This window comes from Caenispirillum salinarum (assembly GCF_044803115.1).
Taxonomy (GTDB): Bacteria; Pseudomonadota; Alphaproteobacteria; order Rhodospirillales; family Rhodospirillaceae; genus Caenispirillum; species Caenispirillum salinarum_A.
In genome coordinates this window covers 3,394,648-3,417,191 of the sequence record NZ_CP085224.1, presented here as the reverse complement: position 1 = coordinate 3,417,191, position 22,544 = coordinate 3,394,648, and the positions used below count along the sequence as shown (strand labels likewise).

General features: G+C 68.2%; 22 protein-coding genes. 15 read left to right on the top strand and 7 right to left on the bottom strand.

What is annotated here, in order from left to right:
• Positions 1–18: 18 nt before the first annotated feature.
• A complete protein-coding gene (locus tag LG334_RS15685) occupies positions 19–252 on the top strand; it encodes a zinc ribbon domain-containing protein (RefSeq protein WP_404379463.1) in 234 nt (77 codons plus the stop codon).
• A gap of 14 nt (positions 253–266) precedes the next feature.
• On the opposite strand, the gene LG334_RS15680 is transcribed toward LG334_RS15685, so the two are convergent.
• The 4 genes from LG334_RS15680 to LG334_RS15665 form a co-directional block, all read right to left on the bottom strand.
• Positions 267–629: a hypothetical protein gene (locus LG334_RS15680; RefSeq protein WP_404379461.1), complete on the bottom strand. Its 363-nt coding sequence runs from the start codon at positions 627–629 to the stop codon at positions 267–269.
• A 152-nt stretch (positions 630–781) separates the two neighbouring features.
• Positions 782–1,873 (bottom strand): hypothetical protein, encoded by a 1,092-nt coding sequence (locus tag LG334_RS15675; RefSeq protein WP_404379460.1) that lies wholly within the window; start codon positions 1,871–1,873, stop codon positions 782–784.
• Entirely contained in the window at positions 1,870–2,973 is a 1,104-nt protein-coding gene (locus tag LG334_RS15670; RefSeq protein ID WP_404379458.1) for an NAD(P)/FAD-dependent oxidoreductase, read from the bottom strand. The genes LG334_RS15675 and LG334_RS15670 overlap by 4 nt, the downstream gene beginning before the upstream one ends.
• Before the next feature lie 72 nt (positions 2,974–3,045).
• Entirely contained in the window at positions 3,046–3,564 is a 519-nt protein-coding gene (locus LG334_RS15665) for a queuosine precursor transporter (protein ID WP_404379456.1), read from the bottom strand.
• 224 nt (positions 3,565–3,788) lie between these two features.
• Here LG334_RS15665 and LG334_RS15660 point away from each other — a divergent pair, with 224 nt between their 5' ends.
• The 4 genes from LG334_RS15660 (at position 3,789) to LG334_RS15645 (ending at position 8,762) form a co-directional block, all read left to right on the top strand.
• Positions 3,789–5,867 carry a molybdopterin-dependent oxidoreductase gene (locus LG334_RS15660; RefSeq protein WP_404379454.1) on the top strand — a complete coding sequence of 693 codons (2,079 nt, stop codon included), beginning with the start codon at positions 3,789–3,791 and terminating at the stop codon, positions 5,865–5,867.
• A gap of 35 nt (positions 5,868–5,902) precedes the next feature.
• Complete coding sequence (locus tag LG334_RS15655; protein ID WP_404379452.1) at positions 5,903–6,754, top strand: division plane positioning ATPase MipZ; 852 nt, start codon at positions 5,903–5,905, stop codon at positions 6,752–6,754.
• Positions 6,755–7,219: 465 nt separating this feature from the next.
• Entirely contained in the window at positions 7,220–7,936 is a 717-nt protein-coding gene (locus LG334_RS15650; RefSeq protein WP_404379450.1) for a VWA domain-containing protein, read from the top strand.
• Positions 7,937–7,949: 13 nt separating this feature from the next.
• Positions 7,950–8,762, top strand: coding sequence for a DnaJ domain-containing protein (locus tag LG334_RS15645; RefSeq protein WP_404379448.1), 813 nt, complete (start codon positions 7,950–7,952; stop codon positions 8,760–8,762).
• 6 nt (positions 8,763–8,768) lie between these two features.
• On the opposite strand, the gene LG334_RS15640 is transcribed toward LG334_RS15645, so the two are convergent.
• A complete protein-coding gene (locus LG334_RS15640; RefSeq protein ID WP_404379446.1) occupies positions 8,769–9,035 on the bottom strand; it encodes a hypothetical protein in 267 nt (88 codons plus the stop codon).
• 202 nt (positions 9,036–9,237) lie between these two features.
• Between LG334_RS15640 and LG334_RS15635 the strand changes: the two genes are divergently transcribed.
• From LG334_RS15635 to LG334_RS15610, 6 genes are all read left to right on the top strand, one after another.
• Positions 9,238–10,083, top strand: a complete 846-nt coding sequence (locus LG334_RS15635; protein ID WP_404379444.1) for an AAA family ATPase — start codon at positions 9,238–9,240, stop codon at positions 10,081–10,083.
• Between the two features lie 47 nt (positions 10,084–10,130).
• Positions 10,131–10,742, top strand: coding sequence for a hypothetical protein (locus LG334_RS15630; protein WP_404379442.1), 612 nt, complete (start codon positions 10,131–10,133; stop codon positions 10,740–10,742).
• Positions 10,743–10,764: 22 nt separating this feature from the next.
• Complete coding sequence (locus LG334_RS15625) at positions 10,765–11,949, top strand: VWA domain-containing protein (RefSeq protein WP_404379440.1); 1,185 nt, start codon at positions 10,765–10,767, stop codon at positions 11,947–11,949.
• A 110-nt stretch (positions 11,950–12,059) separates the two neighbouring features.
• Entirely contained in the window at positions 12,060–12,743 is a 684-nt protein-coding gene (locus LG334_RS15620) for an SRPBCC family protein (RefSeq protein ID WP_404379438.1), read from the top strand.
• Positions 12,744–12,778: 35 nt separating this feature from the next.
• Positions 12,779–14,017, top strand: a complete 1,239-nt coding sequence (locus LG334_RS15615; protein WP_404379436.1) for a zinc-dependent alcohol dehydrogenase — start codon at positions 12,779–12,781, stop codon at positions 14,015–14,017.
• Positions 14,014–15,099, top strand: coding sequence for an SDR family oxidoreductase (locus tag LG334_RS15610; RefSeq protein ID WP_404379434.1), 1,086 nt, complete (start codon positions 14,014–14,016; stop codon positions 15,097–15,099). Before LG334_RS15615 ends, LG334_RS15610 begins: the two co-directional genes overlap by 4 nt.
• Before the next feature lie 150 nt (positions 15,100–15,249).
• On the opposite strand, the gene LG334_RS15605 is transcribed toward LG334_RS15610, so the two are convergent.
• Positions 15,250–17,115 (bottom strand): PhnD/SsuA/transferrin family substrate-binding protein, encoded by a 1,866-nt coding sequence (locus tag LG334_RS15605; RefSeq protein WP_404379433.1) that lies wholly within the window; start codon positions 17,113–17,115, stop codon positions 15,250–15,252.
• 138 nt (positions 17,116–17,253) lie between these two features.
• Here LG334_RS15605 and LG334_RS15600 point away from each other — a divergent pair, with 138 nt between their 5' ends.
• Positions 17,254–18,246: a DUF3179 domain-containing protein gene (locus tag LG334_RS15600; RefSeq protein ID WP_404379432.1), complete on the top strand. Its 993-nt coding sequence runs from the start codon at positions 17,254–17,256 to the stop codon at positions 18,244–18,246.
• A gap of 7 nt (positions 18,247–18,253) precedes the next feature.
• Here LG334_RS15600 and LG334_RS15595 read toward each other — a convergent pair whose 3' ends face one another.
• On the bottom strand, positions 18,254–19,288 hold the full coding sequence (locus tag LG334_RS15595) for a LysR family transcriptional regulator (RefSeq protein WP_404379430.1): 1,035 nt from the start codon (positions 19,286–19,288) through the stop codon (positions 18,254–18,256).
• A 188-nt stretch (positions 19,289–19,476) separates the two neighbouring features.
• Between LG334_RS15595 and LG334_RS15590 the strand changes: the two genes are divergently transcribed.
• The 3 genes from LG334_RS15590 to LG334_RS15580 all read left to right on the top strand — a co-directional run bounded on the left by LG334_RS15590 (position 19,477) and on the right by LG334_RS15580 (position 22,484).
• Positions 19,477–20,343 (top strand): ABC transporter permease, encoded by an 867-nt coding sequence (locus tag LG334_RS15590; RefSeq protein WP_404379428.1) that lies wholly within the window; start codon positions 19,477–19,479, stop codon positions 20,341–20,343.
• 5 nt (positions 20,344–20,348) lie between these two features.
• Positions 20,349–21,254 (top strand): ABC transporter permease, encoded by a 906-nt coding sequence (locus tag LG334_RS15585; RefSeq protein ID WP_404379426.1) that lies wholly within the window; start codon positions 20,349–20,351, stop codon positions 21,252–21,254.
• Positions 21,255–21,320: 66 nt separating this feature from the next.
• A complete protein-coding gene (locus tag LG334_RS15580) occupies positions 21,321–22,484 on the top strand; it encodes an extracellular solute-binding protein (protein ID WP_404379424.1) in 1,164 nt (387 codons plus the stop codon).
• Positions 22,485–22,544 lie beyond the last annotated feature (60 nt).

The following is a 22,544-nucleotide window of genomic DNA, read 5'->3' as shown; positions in this document are numbered from 1 at the left end:
GACGTGAAGGGGTTCCTCATGCCGCTATATTCCTACCGTTGCACCGCCTGCGACCACGCCTTCGAGACGCTCGTGCGCTCCGGCGATACACCGGCTTGTCCGTCCTGCGGGGCGCAGACGCTGGACCGCCTGCTGTCGACGCCGGCCCCGCAGATGAAATCGGGCCGCGTGATCGCCAGCGGCCGCGCCGCCGCCGCGAAGGAGGGGCACTTCAGCAACTACTCGAAGGCCGAGACCAAGGGGAAGGTTTGAACCGTGTCTTCGCCCTAGAAAAGCTCTGCGAACAGGGCTGAGTGCAGGGCGGGCGCAATGGCCAGGCCAACGACGGACTTCGTGAAGCACTCGTACTGGCCTCCGGCGGTGCGCAGGCTTGAGCAAGTGGCGTCATAGTCGTCCCGGTCCATCTCGGCGCGCACGCCGGAATCGAATGCGGCATCCATGCACTGGGTTGTCCGCTCGGCTGAACGCTGGGCGCAGGCCATGGCGCTGCCTACCGTAGTGTAAGCGTTGTATGCCACCAGTAGGCTGAGTGCGACCATGATCAGCCCCTTGTTCTTCCTTGCAAGAAACCAGCTGAGGCTTACCGGAAATGTCAGGAATAAGATCGCTGTCTTGAATACGAATGCCATAGTTCCCCCCTTCCGCGACCTGCATGGGCATGCTGGCACGCATAAAGGGGGGAATATATTGTGTGCTCGTAAAGAGAGAAAGTGAAAAGAGGGTGTGAAGCTGGAGCCGGTTCTCGTGGGAGGAAGCGTCCCACTCGATTTCTTGCCGTGCCTCAGTTGATCAGCCCGTCTTCCGTCAGCGCGTCAACCGCCTCCAGGCCGTCGAGCATGATGCCGTCGAAGCCCAGGTCCATGAGTCCGGCGAAGGTCTCGCCGACGAGGGCGCGCCACCGGGGATCGGCGAAGTCCACGATGTAGGTGCCGGCCTCCGGGCCGCGGGCCTTGATGAAGGCAGGGTCGCCGACCTTCCAGGTTTCCTTCCAGTACCACGCCGTGTCGCGCGCCTCCGTCAGGGGCAGGCGGGCGATGACCAGGCGGGGGCTTCCCATTTTCTTGAATTTCAGCGAATACACCTCATCGGCCGAAAGCGGCGTGTCGCCCTTGTAGAACGGCGCGATCACCAGCATGTCGTGGTTGGTGCCGCGCAGGGCGTTCAGCCAGTCCACCTTGGCCGGATAGCGGCGGTTGTGCAGCACGAACAGCACGGTCCTGGCCTCGCCGGCGGCCTGGACCATCTCGGGGTTGGCGTCGCGCAGCCGGCCGGTGGGCACGCTGTTCAGGCGCTCGTCGGTGGTGACGTGCGCGACAACGCCGCGCTGGTCGGTCCAGCGGCGGGCCTCCTGCGCCGTCATGGCGTCGCTGCAGCGTTCGATGGAAAAGACCGGCAGGCCGAACTCCTGGGCCTCTGCGATCTGCTCTTCCGTCAGCGGCGGCTGGGTGCCGCAGTAGAGGTTGTCGGCGACGATGGCGTCCAGCGTGCGTGCGAACTGGCGGTCCATGCTGCCCACCGGCGGCGGGCCGTCGCCCACCAGGTCCTCCAGCGCCGACGGCGCGCGCAGAAGCTCCGCCAGGGCGTCGTCCTTCTGCGTCTGGAACAGAAGATCGGGCTGTCCGCGCATCATGAGCGTGAAGGCGGGTGCGCGGCCGTGGCCGTATTCCGACAGCGTGGCGACCATGTCGCGCGCCCGGCCGCGCCAGTCGGGCACCTCCACCACCTCGACCAGCGGCGTCTCGGGCCGCTGCGGCGGGAAGGAGCGCTGGGGCATGATGATGTCCTCGGGCGCCTGGGCCCAGGCCGCCAGCGGCGCGCCGGCCAGTCCGAGTGCCAGGGCCGCCAGGGCCGCCGCCGTCCGCCAGGTGGTCACGAGAGCATCTCCGATACGTGATCCGCGATCGCCAGGCAGGATGTCAGGCCGGGGCTTTCTATTCCGTAAAGAGCGACATAGCCCGCATGCCCCGTCCGCGCCGGACCCTGGATGTCGAAGTCGTGCGCCGGCTCTCCCTTCGCCTGGATTTTGGGGCGGATGCCGGAATAGCTGGCCGTCAGCTGCCCGTCCTTCAGGTCCGGCCAGTAGCGGCGGATGGCGCCGTAGAACTTCTCCGCCCGGTGTTCGTCGACGCTGTAATCCAGTGTCTCGATCCACTCCACGTCCGGGCCGAAACGGCCTTGGCCGGCCATGTCGCGGGTGTAGTGCAGGCCCAGGCTCGCCGCCGTCGGCATAGGGTAGATCAGGCGCTCGAACGGCGCCTTGCCGGTCATGGTGAAGTAGTTGCCCTTGCAGTAGTGCAGGGGCGGGACGGTGGCGGGGTTCAGCCGCTCGATCCGGCGGGAGACCTCTTGCGCGCCCAGGCCGGCGCAATTGACGACCGTGGCGGCATCGAGCGTCATGGGCTCGGCCCCGCCCACGTTCAGCCGCACCCGGCCGTCGTCCATCGCCAGGCCGCTTTGGACCGGGGAGAGAAAGGCGACCATGCCGCCGGCGTCCTCAAGTTCCCCCTGAAGGGAGACCATGAGCGCGTGGCTGTCGATGATGCTGGTGGTGGGGGAGTGCAGGGCGGCCTCGCACCGCAGCGCCGGCTCCAGCGCCCGGGCTTCCGCGCCCGACATCCAGTCCAGACGGCAGCCGTTTTCCCCGGCCTTGGCCTGGATGCCCTTCAGGCCGTCGACCTCCTCCGGCTCGGTGGCGACGATCAGCTTGGTGCAGTTGGCGTACGGGATGGCGCGGGCGTCGCAGTAGGCATGCAGCATCCGGTTGCCGCGCACGCACATGCGGGCCTTAAGGCTGCCGGTGGGATAGTAGACGCCGGCGTGGATGACCTCGCTGTTGCGGCTGGAGGTGATGGTGCCGATGGCGTCCTCGGCCTCCAGCACGATCACCTCGCGGCCCTTCATCGCCAGCGTGCGGGCCACTGCCAGTCCGACCACGCCGGCGCCGATCACCACGCAGTCCACGCGCTCCGTCATGCTCCCATCCTCTTGAATCCGGACACAAAAAGGGCGGCCTCCGGAAGAAGGCCGCCCCCTTTATATGCGGTCTCAGGCGGGCTTCGCCAGGACCGTTCTGATCGCCAGGCGGAAGGGGATCAGCATCAGCAGCGCCAGCCCCAGCTTCACGGCGTAGTCGCCCAGGCCCAGCGTCACCCACGGCACGGCCGTGAAGGCGAAGGCGCCGGCGAAAAAGACGGCCGTGTCCAGCGCCGAGCCGACCGTGGAGGACGCCAGCGGCGCGGTCCACCATTTGCCCACGTTGCGCAGGCGGTCGAACAGGTAGACGTCCAGCAGCTGGGCCGTCAGGAAGGCGGCGCCCGAGGCGGCGGCAATGCGCGGCGTCGCCAGGAAGGCGGACATGACCACGGCGATCAGGAAGCCGATCGTCACCACCCGGCGGGCGGCGGAGGCTCCGGCGGCGCGGTTGGTCAGGTCGGTAATCAGGAAGGCGAAGGGGTAGGTCAGCGCGCCCCAGGTCAGCCAGTCGTTGATGGGGTGCTGGACCAGGACGTTGGACGCGACCACGACGGCGGTCATCGCCGCGATGGGCAGGGCAAGGCGGTTCATCGGTGAAAAGATCCTTTCTTCGGCCAGGCGTCGCTGAAAGGCGACCGGCACGACCCAGGGCGACCACCGCCCGGGCGAGAAACAAGGGCTTCAGATAACCCATAACCGTTTCCGCCGCAACGCCGGCCTTGGGGCGATGGTGCGCGACTCGAAGGTTTCTATGGGCAGCGGCGGGCATCCCCGCTACAGTCGGCACAGGACCAACGTGTGAAAAATTGGTGTTCATGACTTCCGCAGACCTTGCGTATTCCGTCTGCCCCCACGATTGCCCCTCGGCCTGTGCCCTGTCGGTGGAGCGCCTGGGCCCCGACCGCATCGGCCGCGTCCACGGCGCGAAGGAGCATCCCTTCACCGACGGCGTCGTCTGCGCCAAGGTCGCCCGCTACGCCGAGCGCGTGCACAACCCCGACCGCCTGACCAAACCCCTGCGCCGCGTCGGCGCCAAGGGAGAGGGCCGGTTCGAGGAGTGCTCGTGGGATGATGCCCTGGATATGGTGGCCGACGCCTTCCGGGCCGCCGAGGCGAAGCATGGGAAGGAAGCGGTCTGGCCCTACCACTACGCCGGCACCATGGGACTGATCCAGCGCGACGGCATCGACCGGTTGACGCACGTTCTGGGCTATTCCCGCCAGACCGGCAACATCTGCACCGGCACCGCCGATCCCGGCTGGTTCGCGGGCGTGGGCGAGAAGATGGGCACGTCCTCGCTGGAAATCGCCGACGCCGAGGTGATCGTGCTCTGGGGCACCAACGCCGTGCACACGCAGGTGCAGGTGATGACCCACGTCGCCAAGGCCCGCAAGGCGCACGGCGCCAAGGTCGTGGTGGTGGATCCATACCGCAACGCCACGGCCAAACAGGCCGACCAGCACCTGATGCTGCGTCCCGGCACCGACGGCGCGCTCGCCTGCGCGGTGATGCACGTTCTGCTGCGCGACGGGCTGGCGGACCGCGATTTTCTGGCGCGCATGACCGATTTCGGGGCGGCCACGGAAGCCCACCTCAAGGACCGCACGCCGGAGTGGGCCGCACGCATCACCGGCATCCCCGCCGCCGAGATCGAGGCTTTCGCGCGGCTCTACGGCTCGACGAAGCGCGCCTACATCCGCTTCGGGTACGGCTTCACCCGCCAGCGCAACGGGGCTGCGGCCATGCACGCCGCCACCTGCCTGCCGGCCATGACCGGCGCCTGGAGCGTACGCGGCGGCGGCGGGCTCTACAGCTACTCCGGCGGCTTCCACGTCGATCAGTCGCTGGTCATGGCGTCCGACCGCAAGGACCCGTCCGTGCGCGGCCTGGACATGAGCCGCATCGGCCCCATCCTGACCGGCGACCGCGACGCGCTGGGCGACGGGCCGGGCGTGCACGCCATGCTCATCCAGAACACCAATCCGGTTGTCGTCGCGCCCGAGCACCGCAAGGTCCGCCAGGGCTTTTCGCGCGAGGACCTGTTCGTCTGCGTGCACGAGCAGATCATGACGGAAACCGCCCGCTATGCCGATGTCGTGCTGCCGGCGACCATGTTCCTGGAGCATGACGACCTCTACAAGGCCGGCGGCCACACATGGCTCCAGGTTGGCCGCAAGGTCATCGACGGCCCCGGCGAGACCCGCGAGAACCATTGGGTGCTCAACGAACTGATGAAGCGCCTCGGCGCAGACCACCCCGCCATGCACATGACGGCGTGGGAGCTGATCGACGAGACGCTGGGCCGCAGCGGCTGGCCGGGCGCGGAAGAGGTCTGGGCGGCCGGCGGCATCGATGTCTCGCCGCGCAACGACCACGGCGACGGCGGCTGCTTCCACAACGGCTTCCCGCAGGCCGACGGGCGCTTCCACTTCCACCCGGACTGGACGACGCTCGGCCGGCTGGGGGCCATGCTGCCCAGCGCGCCCGACCACGTGGCGATCATCGACGAGGTGGACGACGACCGGCCCTTCCGCCTGGTGGCGGCGCCGGCGCGCAATTTCCTCAATTCCTCGTTCACCGAAACACCCACCAGCCGCAAGCAGGAAAAGCGCCCGACGGTGATGATCCATCCCGACGACGCGGCCGCCCACGGCATCGACGAGGGTCAGGCGGTCGCCATCGGCAACGCGCGCGGCCGGGTGCGGCTGCATGCGGCGCTTTTCGATGGGCTGCCGCGTGGTGTATTGGTTGTGGAAAGCATCTGGCCCAACGCCGACTTTCCGGGCGGCGAGGGCATCAACACGCTGACCAGCGCCGACGTGCCGCCGCCCGCCGGCGGCGCCGTGTTCCACGACACGGCCGTCTGGCTGGTGGCCGACGACGCGCCGGCGTGACCGGCCGGATGGAAGGGCAGGGGGAGAGCCATCGCATGAACGCAGAAGCTCCCAGCGCGGCGCGCCGCAACTGGAACCAGGGCACCGACGGCGCCCACGTCATCGTTCTCGGCAACGAGAAGGGCGGCACGGGCAAGTCCACCATCGCCATGCACCTGATCGTCAGCCTGCTGTACGAGGGCCTGCGGGTCGGCACCATCGACCTGGATGCCCGCCAGGGCACGCTGACCCGCTACGTGGAAAACCGCGAGAGGCTGTGTCGGCAACTCAACGTCGATCTGCCGCGCCCCAGCCATGTGCCCATCAAGGTCAGCGAGGACAAGGACAAGGATCTGCGCGCCCTGCTGCGCGCGGTGAACCAGCACACTCGGAATTGCGACGTAATGGTCATCGACACGGCAGGGTCCGACAACTACCTGTCGCGCGCCGGCCACGTCTTCGCCGACACGCTGATCACGCCGCTGAACGACAGCTTCATCGACCTGGACGTCATCGCCCGCGTCGACCCCGACACCATGAAGATTGCCGGCCCCAGCCATTATGCCGAAAGCATCTGGGAGACGCGCAAGAACCGGGCGCTGAAGGACGGCGGCTCGGTGGACTGGATCGTCATCCGCAACCGCCTGTCCCACCTGGACAGCCGCATCAAGCGGCAAATGGAGGACCTGGTCGGCCAGCTTTCCACCCGCATCGGCTTCCGCCAGGCGCCCGGCCTGGGCGAGCGCGTCATCTACCGCGAGCTGTTCCTGCAAGGGCTGACGCTGCTGGACCTGCGCCATTCCGGCATCCAGGTGGAAATGAGCATGAGCCACGTCGCCGCCCGCCAGGAACTCCGCGCCCTGCTGGACGCCATCAACCTCAAGCAACTGGCGCAGCGGAGTGCGTGACCGGGACTGACGGGGTGCGGTGAGGCCACCAAGACGCAAAGGACACCAAGAGGGTGTGCTGGCGGCGAATGCTGCGGCTTCTTCGGCTGGCGTTGTCTTGATGAACCACCAAGACACCAAGGCTTCGCTGCTGCGCGACGATATTCTCTACGAGCGAGCCGCGGGCTTCCTCGTGCTCCCTCGGTTCGTTAATAAATTCATCCGACAGACCGGGAAGCCCTGAAACACGAAGAGGATGATGGCGCGCCTTCGCGCGCTGTCTTGGTGTCTTGGTGGTTAAAGAACAACCGTCAGCCAATGAAACGCCGCCGCCCCCGTCAGCACACCCTCTTGGTGTTCTTCGTGTCTTGGTGGCCTCGCTGCACCACCGCCCGACCCATGCCCCGCCGATTCCCCGCCCGGCAATCTGGAAAAACGGCCTCCGCTATCCTATCTCCCTGGAAGACTTGAGGAAGCGGATTGCTCATGAGCCAGGACAAGCACACGCCGGCGCCGCGCTCCACCGGGACGGACGTCGACGCCTTTCTGAACAAGGTTGCCGCGACCCCCGCGCCGCGTCCGGAGGCCGGGAAAAAGGGACGTCTGCTGTTCGCGCTGGACGCCACCGCCAGCCGTCAGCCGACCTGGGCGCAGGCGTCGAAGCTTCAGATGGAGATGTTTTCCGTCGCCGCCGGCCTGGGCGGGCTGGAGATGCAGGTGGCGTTCTACCGCGGCTTCGGAGAGTTCCGCGCCACCCAGTGGCTGACCGACGGCGACGACCTGCTGCGCCGCATGAAGAAGGTGTCCTGCATTGGCGGCCAAACGCAGATCGAGCGCGTGTTGCGCCACGCCCTGAACGAGACCCGCAAGCAGAAGGTCGCCGCGCTGGTCTTCGTCGGCGACTGCCTGGAGGAAAACCCGGACACGATCTGCCATCTGGCCGGCGAAATGGGCCTGAACGGGTTGCCGGCCTTCATGTTCCACGAGGGCGACGACGTCCGCGCCCAGCAGGTCTTCCAGCAGGTCGCCAAGCTGTCGGGCGGGGCGTGCTGCCGGTTCGACGCGAACAGCCCCAAGGAGTTGCATGACCTGCTGAGCGCGGTCGCCGTCTTCGCGGCCGGCGGGCGCAAGGCGCTGGCCGACTACGGCAAGTCCAGCGGCAACCGGGCGGTGCTGCAACTTACCCACCAGATGGGCGGCTGAGGGCGCGGGCATCATGCTTCTGGGGGCCGTGATCCTGGGCGTCGGACTGATCGTCGCCTTTCTTCTCATCGGGCAGTGGTTCGTCAACGCGAGCCCCGCGCAGATCGCCAAGGCCCTCAAGCGGGCCGGCGTGGTGGTGCTGCTGCTGGTCATCATCGTGCTGGCGGCGACGGGGCGCCTCGGCTGGGCAATGGCGGCGCTGGCCGGCATGGCGCCCTGGGCGGGCCGCATCTTCCGCCTGCTGATGATGGGCCAGCTGATGCGCCGCATGGGGCTGTTCGGCGGACCGTCGGGCTTTCACACGCCCGGCAGCGGGTCCGGCGGCTTCGGCTTCGGCATGCCCGGCGGCGGCGGACGCCAGACCGGCCCCGGCACGTCCGAGGTCGCCACCGACCACCTGCGCATGACGCTCCACCATGCCTCCGGCCAGATGAGCGGGGAGGTCCTGACCGGCCCCTTCGCCGGCCGCCAGCTCGATGATCTCGACCCGGTGGAACGCCTGGACCTCTGGCGGCAGGTGCGCGGCGATCCCGACAGCGCGCGGGTGTATGAAACCTGGCTCGACCGCCACGACCCCGACTGGCGCGACCGGGCGGAGGGGGCGGGGGATCGGGCTGGCGGCAGCCAGGGCGCGGCGGGCTCGGCCGACGGCGCCATGACCCGCGCAGAGGCGCTGCGCATCCTGGAACTGGAGGAGGGCGCAACGGCCGACGAGATCAAGCGCGCCTACCGCCGCGTCATGGCGAGCGCCCATCCCGATCACGGCGGATCAAGCTGGATGGCCGCCAAGGTCAACGAGGCGAAGCGCGTGCTGCTGGGGGGTTAGCGCCTGCTAGTTGGCGGCGCCGCCGGCGGTCTTGAGGGTCACCGCATCCCCGGCGATGAGGAACGTCACCGCGCCGTTGTCGGCGTGGTAGGTCCAGGTTTCGATGGGGCCCAGCTTGGCGATGTCGTCGGGCTTGCCCAGGGCGTCGCGCAGGCCCTGCTTGGTGGTGATGCCCTCCGCCTTGTCCAGCAGGTCGGCCTTGCTGGGCTCGCAGGCGGCCAGCGGCAGGGCGAGCAGGCAGAGCATCAGGGTGGTGGCGGCGCGACGAGGCATGGCGGCTGGCATCCTTCACGGCGGACAGGGGAAGCGGCGCGGATCATGCCCCGGCGGGCGGGCCTTCGCAACTGCCGAAGACTCGCATTGCGCCGCCGCAACGGGTAAAAGGGTTGGGTGCCGCTCCATCGGCGGCGTTATGCTACAAGCGACTTTGGTCGCATCTCGTTCGACCCCAGGGTGAAACAGCGCAAGGTATCCCATGAAGTTCTCCGGCACCGAGCGGTACGTCGCCACCGAGGACCTGAAGGTCGCGGTCAACGCCACCGTGACCCTGCAACGCCCCCTTCTGGTGAAGGGCGAGCCCGGCACGGGCAAGACGGTGCTGGCGCAGGAAGTGGCCGCGTCGCTGGGCCTGCCGCTGATTTCCTGGCATGTGAAGTCCACCACCAAGGCGCAGCACGGCCTTTATGAATACGACGCCGTCAGCCGCCTGCGCGACAGCCAGCTGGGCGACGACCGGGTGCACGACATCCGCAACTACATCAAGCCCGGCAAACTGTGGGAGGCCTTCACGACCGAGGGCGGCTGCGTGCTGCTGATCGACGAGATCGACAAGGCCGACATCGAGTTCCCCAACGACCTGCTGCTGGAACTCGACCGCATGGAGTTCTACGTGCACGAGACCGGCGAGATGGTCTCGGCCAGGACGCGGCCCATCGTCATCATCACGTCCAACAACGAAAAGGAACTGCCCGACGCCTTCCTGCGCCGGTGTTTCTTTCACTATATCCGCTTCCCGGACGAGGACACGATGGCCGACATCGTCCAGGTCCACTTCCCCGACATCAAGTCCCGCCTGGTGCGCGAGGCCATGAGCCTGTTCTACGACCTGCGCGACGTGCCGGGGCTGAAGAAGAAGCCGTCGACCAGCGAGCTTCTGGACTGGCTGAAGCTGCTGATGGCCGACGACATCTCTCCGGAAGCCCTGCGGGCCAAGGACGTGAAGACCCTGCTGCCGCCGCTGCACGGGGCGCTGCTCAAGAACGAGCAGGACGTCCACCTTCTGCAGCGGCTGGCCTTCCTGGCCAAGCGGGAAGGGCGCTGACCACGGCGTCCCTGGGCGACCGGCGCGGAGCGAAGAGGCGACCGACCATGTGCAAGGCAAGCGCGCTCTTTCGGACCATCACGACGACGGCGATCCTGTCGCTGGCGGCGGGTGCCGTTCTGCCGTCCGTACCCGTCGCCGCCGAGGCCCGCGTGCAGGAGGCCGCCCAGAAGGCGGAGGAAGAGGCCATCCTCGCCCCCACGCTGGACGACCTGTTCCGCGACAGCCTCAAGCGCGAGAACGCCGGCGAGTTGCCGGGCTATGTGCTGAACAAGGACGGCGTGCGGCTTCTGGGTCCCGCCGCGCCGCCTCCGCCCCCGCCGCCGGGCTTCGAGCCGCCGCAGATCGTTTACGAGGAAGAACCCCCGCCACCCCCGCCGCCGTGGGAGGAGGTGGTGACCGCCATCGCCCAGAACGACGCCCGCCCCGAGCATGTGGCGGAAGTGGAGCGTCGCGCGGAAGCGGACCAGGGCGACGCCGTCGAGCTTCTGGCCTGGATGCGCGCCAACGGCGTGGCCGTCGCCAAGGATCTGCCCAAGGCCTTCCGCCTCTACGCCCAGGCGCACAAGCTTGGTGTGCCCAACGCGCGGGAGAACGCGGTGGCGGTCTACAAGTCCATGTCGCGCGAACAGCAGCAGGCCGCCCGCCTGCCGTTCTGACCTCCCTGATCCCCGGAGCCCCATGTTCGTCACCCTGTTCTATGAACTCCGCAAGGCCGGCGTCCCGGTCAGCCTGAACGAATACCTTCTGCTGCTGGAGGCGGTGGAAAAGGGCTGCGCGGGTTTCTCGGTGGACGACTTCTACTTCCTGGCGCGCGCGACGCTGGTGAAGGACGAACGCCACCTGGACCGCTTCGACCGGGTGTTCGGCCACGTCTTCAAGGGACTGGAGGAGCCCACCAATCCCGACGAGATCACCGCCGACATTCCCGAGGAATGGCTGCGCAAGCTGGCCGAGAAGTTCCTGTCGGAGGAGGAAAAGAAGCAGATCGAGGCGCTGGGCGGCTTCGACAAGCTGATGGAAACGCTGAAGCAGCGCCTGGAGGAGCAGAAGAAGCGCCACCAGGGCGGGTCCAAGTGGATCGGCACGGCCGGCACCAGCCCCTTCGGCGCCTACGGCTACAACCCGGAAGGTGTGCGCATCGGCCAGCACGAAAGCCGCCACCGGCGCGCGGTGAAGGTCTGGGACAAGCGCGAGTTCAAGAACTTGGACGACACGGTGGAACTGGGCACGCGCAACATCAAGGTGGCGCTGCGCCGCCTGCGCCGGTTCGCGCGCGAGGGGGCGGCGACGGAACTGGACCTGGACGACACCATCCGCTCCACCGCCCACCACGGCGGAATGCTCGACATCAAGATGGTGCCGGAGCGCCACAACACGGTGAAGGTGCTGCTGTTCCTGGACATCGGCGGGTCCATGGACGATCACGTCAAGACCTGCGAGGAGCTGTTCTCGGCCGTGCGCAGCGAGTTCAAGCACCTGGAGCACTACTACTTCCACAACTGCGTCTATGAATACGTCTGGCGCGACAACACCCGCCGCCACGCCGACCGCATCCCGACGTGGGACGTGCTGCACACCTACGGGTCGGACTACAAGCTGATCTTCGTCGGCGACGCCTCCATGAGCCCGTATGAGATCGCCTACCCCGGCGGCGCCGTGGAGCACTGGAACGACGAGGCCGGCGAGGTCTGGCTGCGCCGGATGCTCCAGGTCTGGCCCCACGCGGTGTGGCTCAACCCCTCGGACCAGCGGTTCTGGCCCTACACGCACTCCATCCAGATGATCAACCAGATCATGGAAGGCCGCATGTACCCGCTCACCCTGGGCGGGCTGGACGAGGCCATGCAGGAGTTGAACAAGTAGCGAAGGGTTCCCGCTCTGGGACCCTGCCACTTCCGCGCCTTGAACGGCCTTTTCCCGACCGACGTTCTGCGGTGGCAATCGCCGTCTGAACCGTCAAGGGAGAGAGTGTCATGGCCACCGAGCGTTCCCGGTCCCGCAAGGACGATCCCGCCGCCAATCTGTTCACCCCCGGATCACTGGCCGTGGGCGTGATCGCCGCGCTGGCGCTTCGGCGCATGGGCACCCTCGGGCTGGTGGGCGCGGCGCTCGGCGGGGCGTGGGCCTACCAGACGTGGCGCAACAAGACCGGCCAGCCACCCACCCATGTCATTCCGCGGGCGCCGCTGACGGTCAAGCGCTCCATCACCATCGGCCGGCCCCGGCCGGATGTCTTCGCCTACTGGCGCGACCCGACGCACTTCCCCCGCTTCATGACGCATGTGGAGGACGTCCGCGAGATCGGGCCGAACGCCCACCACTGGGTGGTGCGCGGGCCGCTGCACACGGCGATGGAATGGGACGCCGACCTGGTGGACATCCGCGAGAACGAGCACATCGGCTGGCGCGCCCGCCCCAACGCGGATGTCCTCAACGAAGGCTCGGTCACCTTTGCCGACGCCCCGGGCGGACGCGGCACGGAAGTGCACCTGGAACTCACCTACGACGCGCCGGGCGGCAGGCTGGGCGCCATGGTCGCCAAGCTGATGGGCGAGGAGCCCGACCGCCAGGCCCACGACGACCTGCGGCGGCTGAAGCAGATCCTGGAGACGGGCCACGTCACCAGCTCCCAGCCCCGCCCGCACGGCACGCGCTGATTTGGTCTCACCCCTGAACTGACGGAGGCCCTTTCATGCGCGCCCTGTGCTGGAACGGCATCAATGACCTGCGGGTCGAAACCGTGGAAGATCCCAAGATCCTGGACCCCGGCGACGTCATCGTGAAGGTGACGCTGTCGTCGGTGTGCGGGTCGGACCTGCACCTGCTGGACGGCTACGTCCCCGCCATGCGATCCGGCGATGTGCTGGGGCACGAGTTCCTGGGGGAGGTCGTGGAGACCGGCTCCGGCGTCTCCAAGTTCACCAAGGGCGACCGGGTGATCGTCATCTCCATCATCGGATGCGGCCACTGCTGGTTCTGCGACAACCAGCTCTATTCCCTGTGCGACAACTCCAACGCCACGCCGGGCATGGAGGAAACGGTCTACGGCCACGCGGGCGCGGGCATCTTCGGCTACAGCCATGCCTTCGGCGGCTATGCCGGCAGCCATGCCGATTACATCCGCGTGCCCTACGCCGAGACCAACGTGTTCAAGGTTCCCGACGGCGTGCCGGACGAGACGGCGGTGTTCGTCTCCGATGCCGTGCCGACCGGCTGGATGGCCGCCGACCTGGCCGACATCCAGGGCGGCGACGTGGTGGCCGTGTGGGGGGCCGGTGGCGTCGGGCTCATGGCCATGACGGCGGCAAGGATCATGGGGGCGGAGCGCGTCATCGCCATCGACCGCTTCCCCGACCGCCTGAGGAAGGCCCATGCCCATGCCGGCGCGGACATCCTCAATTACGAAAAGGTCGACGTGCACGACGCCCTGATGGAGATGACCGGCGGGCGCGGCCCCGACCGTTGCATCGACGCGGTCGGGCTGGAGGCGCACGGCACCGGCCCCGGCTACCTCTACGACCGCGCCAAGCAGGCCCTGCAGCTGGAGACGGGGCGGGCGACGGTGCTGCGCCAGGCCGTGCGCGCCTGCCGCAAGGGCGGCACCGTCAGCGTCATCGGCGTCTACGGCGGGTTCGTCGACACCTTCCCCATCGGCGCACTGATGAACAAGGCCCTGACCATGCGCGGCGGCCAGCAGCACGGCCAGCGCTATGTGCCGACCCTGTTCGAGCATATCCGCGAAGGGCGGCTCGACCCGGCCTACCTGATGACCCACCGCTGGCCCCTGGAGCGCGGGGCGGAGGGCTACGGCATGTTCAAGCACAAGACCGACGACTGCCTGCGGGTGGTCTTCGACCCGTCCGTGCGCCCCGAACCCGGCGCGGGCGCGGGCGTCGGCGCCAACAACACGACGATGGGAGGGCCGGCATGACGCGCATCCGTCTCCGCCCGCTGCGCGCCCAGGTCATGGTCATCACCGGCGCGACCAGCGGTATCGGCCTTGCGACCGCGATGCAGGCCGCCGACGCCGGCGCGCGGCTGGTGCTCGCCGCCCGCAACCGCGAACCGCTGGAGCGCATCGCCGAGGTGCTGCGCAACAAGGGGCACGAGGCCAGGGCGGTGGTCTGCGACGTCGGAAACGAGGATCAGGTGCGCCAGCTGGAGGCGACAGCGGTGGACACCTTCGGCCGCGTCGACACCTGGGTGAACAACGCCGGCGTCTCCGCCTACGGCACGCTGGACGACATTCCGCTGGCCGAGCAGCGCCGCATCTTCGAGACCGATTTCTGGGGTGTCGTGCTCGGCAGCCTTGCGGCGGCGCGCATCATGCGCCGGCAGGACGGCGGGGTGATCGTCAACGTCGGCAGCGTGCTGTCGGACCGGGCGATCCCGCTGCAGGTGCCCTACGCGGCCGCCAAGCACGCCGTGAAGGGCTTCACCGACGGCCTACGCATGGAGCTTCTGCGCGAGGGGGCGCCCATCTCGGTCACCCTCATCAAGCCGACCAGCATCGACACGCCCTACAAGGAGCACGCCGGCGCCCACCTGGACCGCGAGCCGACCAACCCGCCGCCGGTCTACGACGCCGACCTGGTGGCGGATGCCATCCTGCACGCCGCCACGCATCGGACGCGGGTGCTGTCGGTGGGCGGCGGGGCGCGGCTGATGACCCTGACGCGCCACCTGTTTCCCGGGTTGTCGGACCTGGTCGGCGCGAAGGTCTTCGGCGACCTGCAGGTGACCGGCGTGCCGCGCGGTGGCGGCGGTGGCCGTCACCAGGGGCTGTTCCGTCCCGTGGGCCGGGGCCGTGTGCACAACACCAGCGAAGCCTATGTGCGCCGCTTCAGCACCTATCTGTTCTGGCAGAAGCACAAGACCGGCATCGTGGCCCTTGCGCTGGCTGCCGCCGGACTGGCGTGGCTCGCCAACCAGGAATGCGAGCGGCGGGAGCGCGAGCGGCACCGGGGCTGGCACTGGCGGAGCCGCCATCGCCGACGCCACCGCCTCTGGTAACCGACGGGGCGTCGCAGGGTGACGGACGGCGGATGTGAGTCCTGCTTTCGCAGAAGCGACGGGTTATTAAACTATTGTTTTGTAATATGAAATTATCCGCCATTCCTGCGAAAGCAGGAAGCCATATCCGGTGCGCTGCCGGAAAGCGGCTCACCCGCTCGCCGCCGGGCGCCACGCGGGCAGGGTGAAGGCGACCGTGGTGCCCGTTCCCGCCGGGTCGCTGTCGATGCCGATCCAGCCGCCGTGGTTCTCCACGATGTTCTGGCTGATGGACAGGCCGAGACCCATGCCGGTGGCCTTGGTGGTGAAGAAGGGCTCGAACAGGTGGCCGCGCACTTCGGGCGGCAGGCCCGGGCCGGTATCGCGGACCGAGACAAGAACCGCCCTGCCGTCCTCCTCCACCGCCGAGCGCAGGTCCAGGCGGCGTTCCTGTTCCGGGACGTGCTTGAGCGCATCAATCCCATTGCGCATGAGGTTGACCACCACCTGCTCCAGTTGCACCCGGTCGGCCAGCACGTCGGGAAGGTTTTCCCCCAGCTTCAGGCGCAGCATGACGCCGTTGTGCCGCGCCTCCACCGCCAGCAGGGCGGCGGCGTCGCGCAGGATGCGGTTCATGTCGATGGGCGTGCGGGCGGCCTCGCCCTTGCGCAGGAAGGCCCGGATGTTCTGAATGATGCCGGCGGCGCGCTGGGCCTGCGCGACGATCTGCCGGATGGCGGCCAGGATTTCCGCGTTTTCCGCGCGCAGGGCGAGCGCGCCGTCGGGGCTGTTGTGCGGGCGCGCGTCCTGCTGCTCCATGCGCCGGATGCATCCGTTGGCGTAGTTGGTGATGGCGGCCAGCGGCTGGTTGATCTCGTGCGCCAGGCCGGCGGCCAGTTCGCCCATGGTGGACTGGCGGGAGACATGCGCCAGCTCTGCCAGGCGCAACTGGGCTTCTTCCTGGGCACGCCGGCGTTCCTCCATCTCGGCGTGAAGCTCGGCGGTGCGGCGGGTGACCATGTGCTCGGTCCGCACATGGGCCGCCGCGGCCAGAAGCAGCAGGGCCGCCAGCGCCGCCGGCCACTCCCAGTACTCCGCCGCCATTTCCGCCAGCACGTCGCCGGGTTCCATGGCAAAGGGGCCGAGCCGCAGGTCGTAGTAGAGGTCGTGGACGGGCTGGTAGTTCAGCGGCACCGTCCACTGCGGCGCTTCGGCGGCGCCCGGCCCCTCAAGTCCCTGGCCCAGAAGCGCGATGGCCACGCGCTTGGCGAGCGCTCGGTCGGTGTGGCGCAGCTTGGCAAACGGCCAGTCGGGATACAGGCGCGACGACAGGGCGCAGGGGAACTCCGCCACCGGCTGCGGGTTGAGGATGCGGAAGTCGGCCATGTCGATCTTGCCCTCGGCCGCCATCTCCTCCATCAGGCAGGCGCGGACCGTGCCGGCGTCGGCCAGGCCGTCGCGCACGTGCAGGACGATGGAATCCAGCGGGAAGCCGGTGAAGCGCAGCAGGTCCAGGTCGTCGAAGGGGTCCACGCCGGCAGCCTTCATCTCGCGCCAGCCGATCTGGAAGCCGCCGAAGGCCCGCTCGTCCACGGCCTCGAACACGGTGCCTTTCAGGTCGCCGAGCGTGCCGATGGCCGCGTTGTCGGCGCGGGTGAAGATGACCGAACCCACTGCGGCGCGCGGCGTGCCCCGGTCGGTGGTTTCCAGTGTGGCGATGCGCGTGATGCCGTGGCCGGCCTCCAACTCCACGTAATGGCCGGGGTTGGTGGCGACGAAGTCCACCTGCGCGTCGGCCACCGCCTCGCGCATCTCGTTCAGGTCCAGCGGCACCAGAACGATGTCGTGGCGGGGCAGGGCGCGGGCGAGGGCGGTGACGGTGGGGCTCCAGGTCTCCACCGCCTGCTCGGCGCCGCGGAAGGCCAGCACGCCGATGCGGATTTCGCCCTCGGGCGTCACCCCGCCGGCCGGCGCGCCGCTGCCGAGAAACAGGGCGCAGGCAAGGGCGGCGGGGCGGAGAAAGGCGGGCAGGGGCATGGGCGGCGTCCGGATGGTTCTTGTGTCTTGTAGCATCATCCGCGGGCGCGGTCACGATCCCGCGAGCCCGCGTCGTGCCCCCTGCCGCGCAGGTTTCCGACGTGGCACGGTGAACTGATCAGCAACGGAGGTGCCGCCATGCCTGTCCTGCTCGCCGTCCTGCTGCTCGTGGCCGCCCTGCCCGCGACGGCCGCCGAGGTTCCCCGCTCGTGGGAGCGCGAGTTTCCCGAAACCGATTTCTCCAACGCCATCGTGCCGCTGGACGAGATCATGTCCGGCGGGCCACCGCGCGACGGCATCCCCAGCATCGACGACCCGCGGTTCAAGCCGGCGTCGGAGGCCGCCGACCTCGCCCCGCGCGAGCCGGTCATCGGCCTGACCATGAACGGCGAGACGCGCGCCTATCCGCTGCGCATCCTGCACTGGCACGAGATCGTCAACGACACGGTCGGCGGCGTGCCGGTGGCGGTGACCTACTGCCCGCTGTGCAACGCGGCCATCGTCTTCGACCGGCGCGTGAACGGCCGGACGCTGGAGTTCGGCACCACGGGCAAGCTGCGGCATTCCGACCTCGTCATGTACGACCGCGAGACCGAAACCTGGTGGCAGCAGTTCACCGGCGAGGGCATCGTCGGCGCCCTGGCGGGCACGGAACTGGACGTCCTGCCGAGCCGCCTGGAAAGCTGGGCCGAGTTCCGCGAGCGCGCCCCTGCCGATGCGCCGGTGCTGGTCCCGTCGGACCCGAACGCGCGCGACTACGGCCGCAATCCCTATGCCGGCTACGACACGGCGTCCCGGCCCTTCCTGTTTTCCGGCGAAACGCCCGGCGGGGTGGAGCCCATGATGCGCGTCGTAGCCCTGGGTGATGAAGCCTGGACCCTGCCGCTGGTGCGCGAGCGCGGCCGGGTGGAGACGGACGACGGCCGCCTCATCACCTGGCGCGCCGGTCAGGCCTCTGCCCTGGATGCCGCGCGGGTGGCGGAGGGGCGCGATGTCGGCACCGTGCTGGTGTCGCGGGATGGCGCCGACGTGCCCTACGATGTGACGTTCGCCTTCGTCTTCTTCGCCTTCCATCCCGACGGGGTGCTGCACACGCGGGATGGAGAGGTGCGGGGGGAGGATGGCGGCTGACCTCGCCTCACGCCTTCTTCGGCCGGCCCGGCAGCGGGTACGGGTAGATCCGCGCCCGTGCCGGCGTGTCGGCGATCTTTTCGCGCATGGCTTCCACGAAGGCCGATTCGGCGCGGTTGAGCTGGGTCGCCGGGTTGGTGACCAAATGGACGTCCACCGTCGGCGGGTTGTCGTAGGGCGGCAGGGGCCACAGGCGGCCGGCCGCCACGTCGGGCTCCACCACATGCATGGGCAGGGGGCCGATGCCGAGCCCCGCCAGGATCATCCGGCGCACTTCCTCCAGGTTCGACGAGGTGCCGACCACGCGGCCCTCGATGCGCTCCTGCGTGCGTAGAAGGGCGACGGGGCGCAGCACGCCGGAAAGCTGGTCGGTCTTGAAGCTGACCAGCGGCTGGTCGCGCAGGTCGGCGACCGTCAGGTCGGTGCGGCCGAACAGCGGGTTGCGACGGCCGCAGAAGAACTGGAAGTGCTCGCGGAAGATCGACTCGTAGCGCAAGCCGGCCAGGCGGTCGTAGACCAGGCAGACCCCCAGGCTTGCCCGCTTGTGCTGCACGGCCTGCGCCACGGCGATGGAGGTGTCGACGTCGATGGAGAACGTCACGCGCGGGTGGCGGTCGTGGAAGTCCGCCAGCGCGTCGTCCAGCAGCGGGCTGACCACATGGCTTGCCATGGCGATGGAGACATGGCCGGAAATCTCCTCCCGGATGTCGCGCAACAGCACGCTGAGACGCGAGATGTTGCCGTGGATTTCCACGCATTCGCGGTAGAGCAGGTCACCCTGGGCGGTGACGCGGAAGGCGCCCGATCCCCGCTCGATCAACTTGCGGCCAAGCTGTTCCTCCAGCCTTTTCAAGCGGTTGGAGACGGTCGGCTGTTTCAGCAGCATGCGGTCGGCGGCCCGCGTGATGCCGCCCTCCTGCACGATCACCATGAAGGTGCGCAACAGGTTCCAGTCCAGTTCCCGCGCGAACCGCTCCAGCGCCGCCAGGCGGTCGTGGGCGTCGGCTTCGGGCGGGGCGGCGGGTTCGGATGGCTCAGACACGCGATGCTCCATTCCGTCAGGCTATGGGATGGATTGTCATTATCTATTCGCGAAATGTCGAGTCCCGTGCGTAGACTTCTCCTCAACGAACAGGCGACCACCGCCCGGCTCACGTCGCCGGAGCGGAGAGGCGGACACCGTCCCGCGTCGCCCGAACAGGAACAGGCTGGCACGAAGGGTCCGCACCCGTGAGCACGTTGGCAGAAAGCAGGCGGCCGTGGCTGCTGCTGTCCCCCGCGCTGGGGACCTTGAGTTTCCTCCTGGTCGCGCCGCTGGGGTTCATCGTCGTCTACAGCTTCTGGCTGAGAACGGCCACCGGCGCCGACATGGGCGGCTTCCACCTGGACAACTGGGCGGAGTTCTTCACCGACGCCTTCTATCACGACATTCTGTTCTACACGGTGCGGGTGGCGTTGATCACCACGATCCTGTGCGCCGTGGTCGGGTATATCCCGGCCTACTTCATCGCCAACACGCGGATGAAGAGCAAGGCGCTGCTGCTGCTCCTGCTGATGCTGCCGTTCTGGATCAGCTACATCATCCGCACGCTGTCGTGGATCAACATCCTCGGTACCGGCGGCGCGGTGAATTACGTGCTGATGCAGTTGGGCATCGTGAACGAGCCCTTGCAGCTTCTGTACAACGAGCCCTCGGTGATCCTGGGCCTGATGCACTACCTGCTGCCGTTCATGATCCTGAACGTCTACGTCAGCCTGTCGGGCATCGACGGCAACCTGGTGGCCGCCGCGCGCACTTTGGGCGCGACGCCCTTCGGCGCCTTCCTGAAGGTGACGCTGCCGCTCTCCATGCCGGGGCTGGCGGCGGGCAGCCTGCTGTGCTTCGTGCTGGGGGCGGGCACCTACATCACGCCGCTGATCCTGGGCGGGCCGACCAACGCCATGTTCGCCAACCTGATCTTCGAGGCGATCATCATCCAGCTCAACTGGCCGCTGGGGGCGGCGCTCTCCATCGTGCTGCTGGTGGTGCTGGGGACCGTGGTCACCGTCTACGGCCGCCTCATGGGCCTCAACCAGATTTCCAAGAGCTTCGGGTGACGACCATGACGACGACCACGCAAAGCCGCGCCACCCCCGTCGCCTCCGAGGCCGCCGAGCGCGCCGCCGCCGCCGGGGGAGCCGTCGCCACCCGCCGCCGCCCCGGCGTGCGCATCCCCAGGCCCTCGGGCTGGAGCCTGCTCCGGCTGGCGTCGATCCTGGTCTATGTGTTCATGTTCGCGCCCATCGCCGTGGTGGTGCTGCTGAGCTTCAACTCCAGCCGCTTCGGCACCTTCCCGCTGGAAGGCTTTTCCTTCCGCTGGTTCGAGGCGCTGTGGGCCAACGACGCCATCGTCTCGGCCTTCCAGACCTCGCTGGTGCTGGGCTTCCTGACGGCGATCATCTCCACATCCATCGGCATCGCGGCGAGCCTTGCGATGGTGCGCTACGACTTTCCGGGCAAGGGGCTCATCAACACCGCGCTGATCACGCCCATCCTGGTGCCCGAGGTTGTGCTGGGCGTGGCGCTGCTGCTGTTCCTGCGCTGGCTGAGCATTCCCAAGAGCTTTCTGCTGCTGCTCATGGGCCATGTGCTGATCACGCTGCCCTTCGTGGTGCTGGTGGTGCAGGCGCGGCTGACGGCCATCAAGCCGGTCTACGAGGAAGCCGCCAAGTCGCTGGGGGCGAATGCCTGGGAGACGTTCTTCCGCGTCACCCTGCCGCTGCTCATGCCGGCTGTGTTCGCAGGCATGCTGTTCGCCTTCACCATCAGCTTCGACGACGTGACGGCGACGCTGTTCTGGAAGTCGGGCGGCACCGAGACCGTGCCCACCCAGATCTTCGCCATGCTGCGCAATTCCATCAGCCCGGAAATCAACGCGCTCGGCACCGTCATGATCGTGCTGACCGTGTCCCTGCCCCTGATCGCCGGCGGCCTCGCCCGCTGGTTCGCCAGGGGCGGGCGGGGCTGATACCCACCAAAGACAACAACAAGAACCGCCGAAAAACCATCATCAGGACAGAGAGGCTAGGAACCCATGGACGACACCAAGCGCTATGAACGGCTGTTGCAGCGGTACCGCGACGGCGACATCTCCCGCCGCGGCTTCTTCGGGCTTCTGGGCGTGGCGGGCATTGCCACCGGAGTGATGGGCACCGGCCTGACCGCCGCCGGCCGCAAGGCCATGGCCGCGGCGGCCGCCGATCCGGTCCAGGTGCGCTTCGACGGCTGGGGCGGCGTGGTGTCGGAAGCCTTCCGCAAGCACGCCTTCAACCCCTATGAGGAGAAGACCGGCAACAAGGTCGTGGAAGGCACCTTCGCGTCAGGTGACGAGTTCCTGACCCGCGTGAAGGCCGGCCAGCCGGGCGAGTACAACCTGTTCCACGCCTCGGGCGTCTTCGACTATGCCCGCTATACCAACCTCGGCTACGGCGTGACGCTGAACGAGGACAACATCCCCAACCTCAAGCTGGTGATGCCGGCCCTGCAGGAGCCGTACCGCGAGGTCACCAACGGCACGCTCTCGGCGGTTCCCTACGACTACGGCACCACCGGCATCGCCTACAACCGCGACCATGTCTCGGACGAAGAGGTGAAGGAACTGGGCGCGGCCATCCTGTGGTCGGACAAGTACGCCGGCAAGATCGGCGGCTGGAACGACTGGCGCACCCGCATCTGGTACGGCGCGCTGAAGACCGGCCAGGACCCCAACAACATCCAGGACATGGACGCCGTGTGGGAGGCCCTGCGCGAGCACCGCGAGGGGCTGCTGAAGTACTGGACCTCGGGCGCAGAGCTGATGAACCTGCTGGCCTCGGGCGAGATCTACCTGACGGAAGCATGGTCGGGCCGCGTCGCCGCCCTTCAGCAGCAGGGCGAGAACATCGGCTACCACGATCCCAAGAACGGGTTTGCCTGGCAGGAATGCCTGATGGTGCTGAAGGGCAGCCCCATGGAGGCGACCGAGGAACTGGTCAACTTCATGCTGGAGCCGGAAGTCGCCATCGCGGTGGCCGAGGGCCAGAACTACCCGCCGTCGCTGGACCCCAACAAGGTGGACCTGGGCGAGAAGATCCCCAAGCTGCCCGCCTTCGACCCGACCGGCACGCTGGAGGGCCTGACGTTCGCCAAGCCCGCCTACTGGAACGGGCATGAGCAGGAGTGGTCGAAGATGTTCGGCCGCATCGAGAAGGGCTACTAAGCCCTCTCTCTCCTGGCGGGCCGCCGAAACCGCCCCTTTTGCTCCGGCGGCCCGCACCCT

Excerpts from the sequence above, each read along its gene's own strand:
- LG334_RS15685 (WP_404379463.1), top strand. The coding sequence starts at position 19 with ATGCCGCTATATTCCTACCGTTGCACCGCCTGCGACCACGCCTTCGAG.
- LG334_RS15680 (WP_404379461.1), bottom strand. The coding sequence starts at position 629 with ATGGCATTCGTATTCAAGACAGCGATCTTATTCCTGACATTTCCGGTA.
- LG334_RS15670 (WP_404379458.1), bottom strand. The coding sequence starts at position 2,973 with ATGACGGAGCGCGTGGACTGCGTGGTGATCGGCGCCGGCGTGGTCGGA.
- LG334_RS15665 (WP_404379456.1), bottom strand. The coding sequence starts at position 3,564 with ATGAACCGCCTTGCCCTGCCCATCGCGGCGATGACCGCCGTCGTGGTC.
- LG334_RS15660 (WP_404379454.1), top strand. The coding sequence starts at position 3,789 with ATGACTTCCGCAGACCTTGCGTATTCCGTCTGCCCCCACGATTGCCCC.
- LG334_RS15655 (WP_404379452.1), top strand. The coding sequence starts at position 5,903 with ATGAACGCAGAAGCTCCCAGCGCGGCGCGCCGCAACTGGAACCAGGGC.
- LG334_RS15650 (WP_404379450.1), top strand. The coding sequence starts at position 7,220 with ATGAGCCAGGACAAGCACACGCCGGCGCCGCGCTCCACCGGGACGGAC.
- LG334_RS15645 (WP_404379448.1), top strand. The coding sequence starts at position 7,950 with ATGCTTCTGGGGGCCGTGATCCTGGGCGTCGGACTGATCGTCGCCTTT.
- LG334_RS15640 (WP_404379446.1), bottom strand. The coding sequence starts at position 9,035 with ATGCCTCGTCGCGCCGCCACCACCCTGATGCTCTGCCTGCTCGCCCTG.
- LG334_RS15635 (WP_404379444.1), top strand. The coding sequence starts at position 9,238 with ATGAAGTTCTCCGGCACCGAGCGGTACGTCGCCACCGAGGACCTGAAG.
- LG334_RS15630 (WP_404379442.1), top strand. The coding sequence starts at position 10,131 with ATGTGCAAGGCAAGCGCGCTCTTTCGGACCATCACGACGACGGCGATC.
- LG334_RS15625 (WP_404379440.1), top strand. The coding sequence starts at position 10,765 with ATGTTCGTCACCCTGTTCTATGAACTCCGCAAGGCCGGCGTCCCGGTC.
- LG334_RS15620 (WP_404379438.1), top strand. The coding sequence starts at position 12,060 with ATGGCCACCGAGCGTTCCCGGTCCCGCAAGGACGATCCCGCCGCCAAT.
- LG334_RS15615 (WP_404379436.1), top strand. The coding sequence starts at position 12,779 with ATGCGCGCCCTGTGCTGGAACGGCATCAATGACCTGCGGGTCGAAACC.
- LG334_RS15610 (WP_404379434.1), top strand. The coding sequence starts at position 14,014 with ATGACGCGCATCCGTCTCCGCCCGCTGCGCGCCCAGGTCATGGTCATC.
- LG334_RS15605 (WP_404379433.1), bottom strand. The coding sequence starts at position 17,115 with ATGCCCCTGCCCGCCTTTCTCCGCCCCGCCGCCCTTGCCTGCGCCCTG.
- LG334_RS15600 (WP_404379432.1), top strand. The coding sequence starts at position 17,254 with ATGCCTGTCCTGCTCGCCGTCCTGCTGCTCGTGGCCGCCCTGCCCGCG.
- LG334_RS15585 (WP_404379426.1), top strand. The coding sequence starts at position 20,349 with ATGACGACGACCACGCAAAGCCGCGCCACCCCCGTCGCCTCCGAGGCC.
- LG334_RS15580 (WP_404379424.1), top strand. The coding sequence starts at position 21,321 with ATGGACGACACCAAGCGCTATGAACGGCTGTTGCAGCGGTACCGCGAC.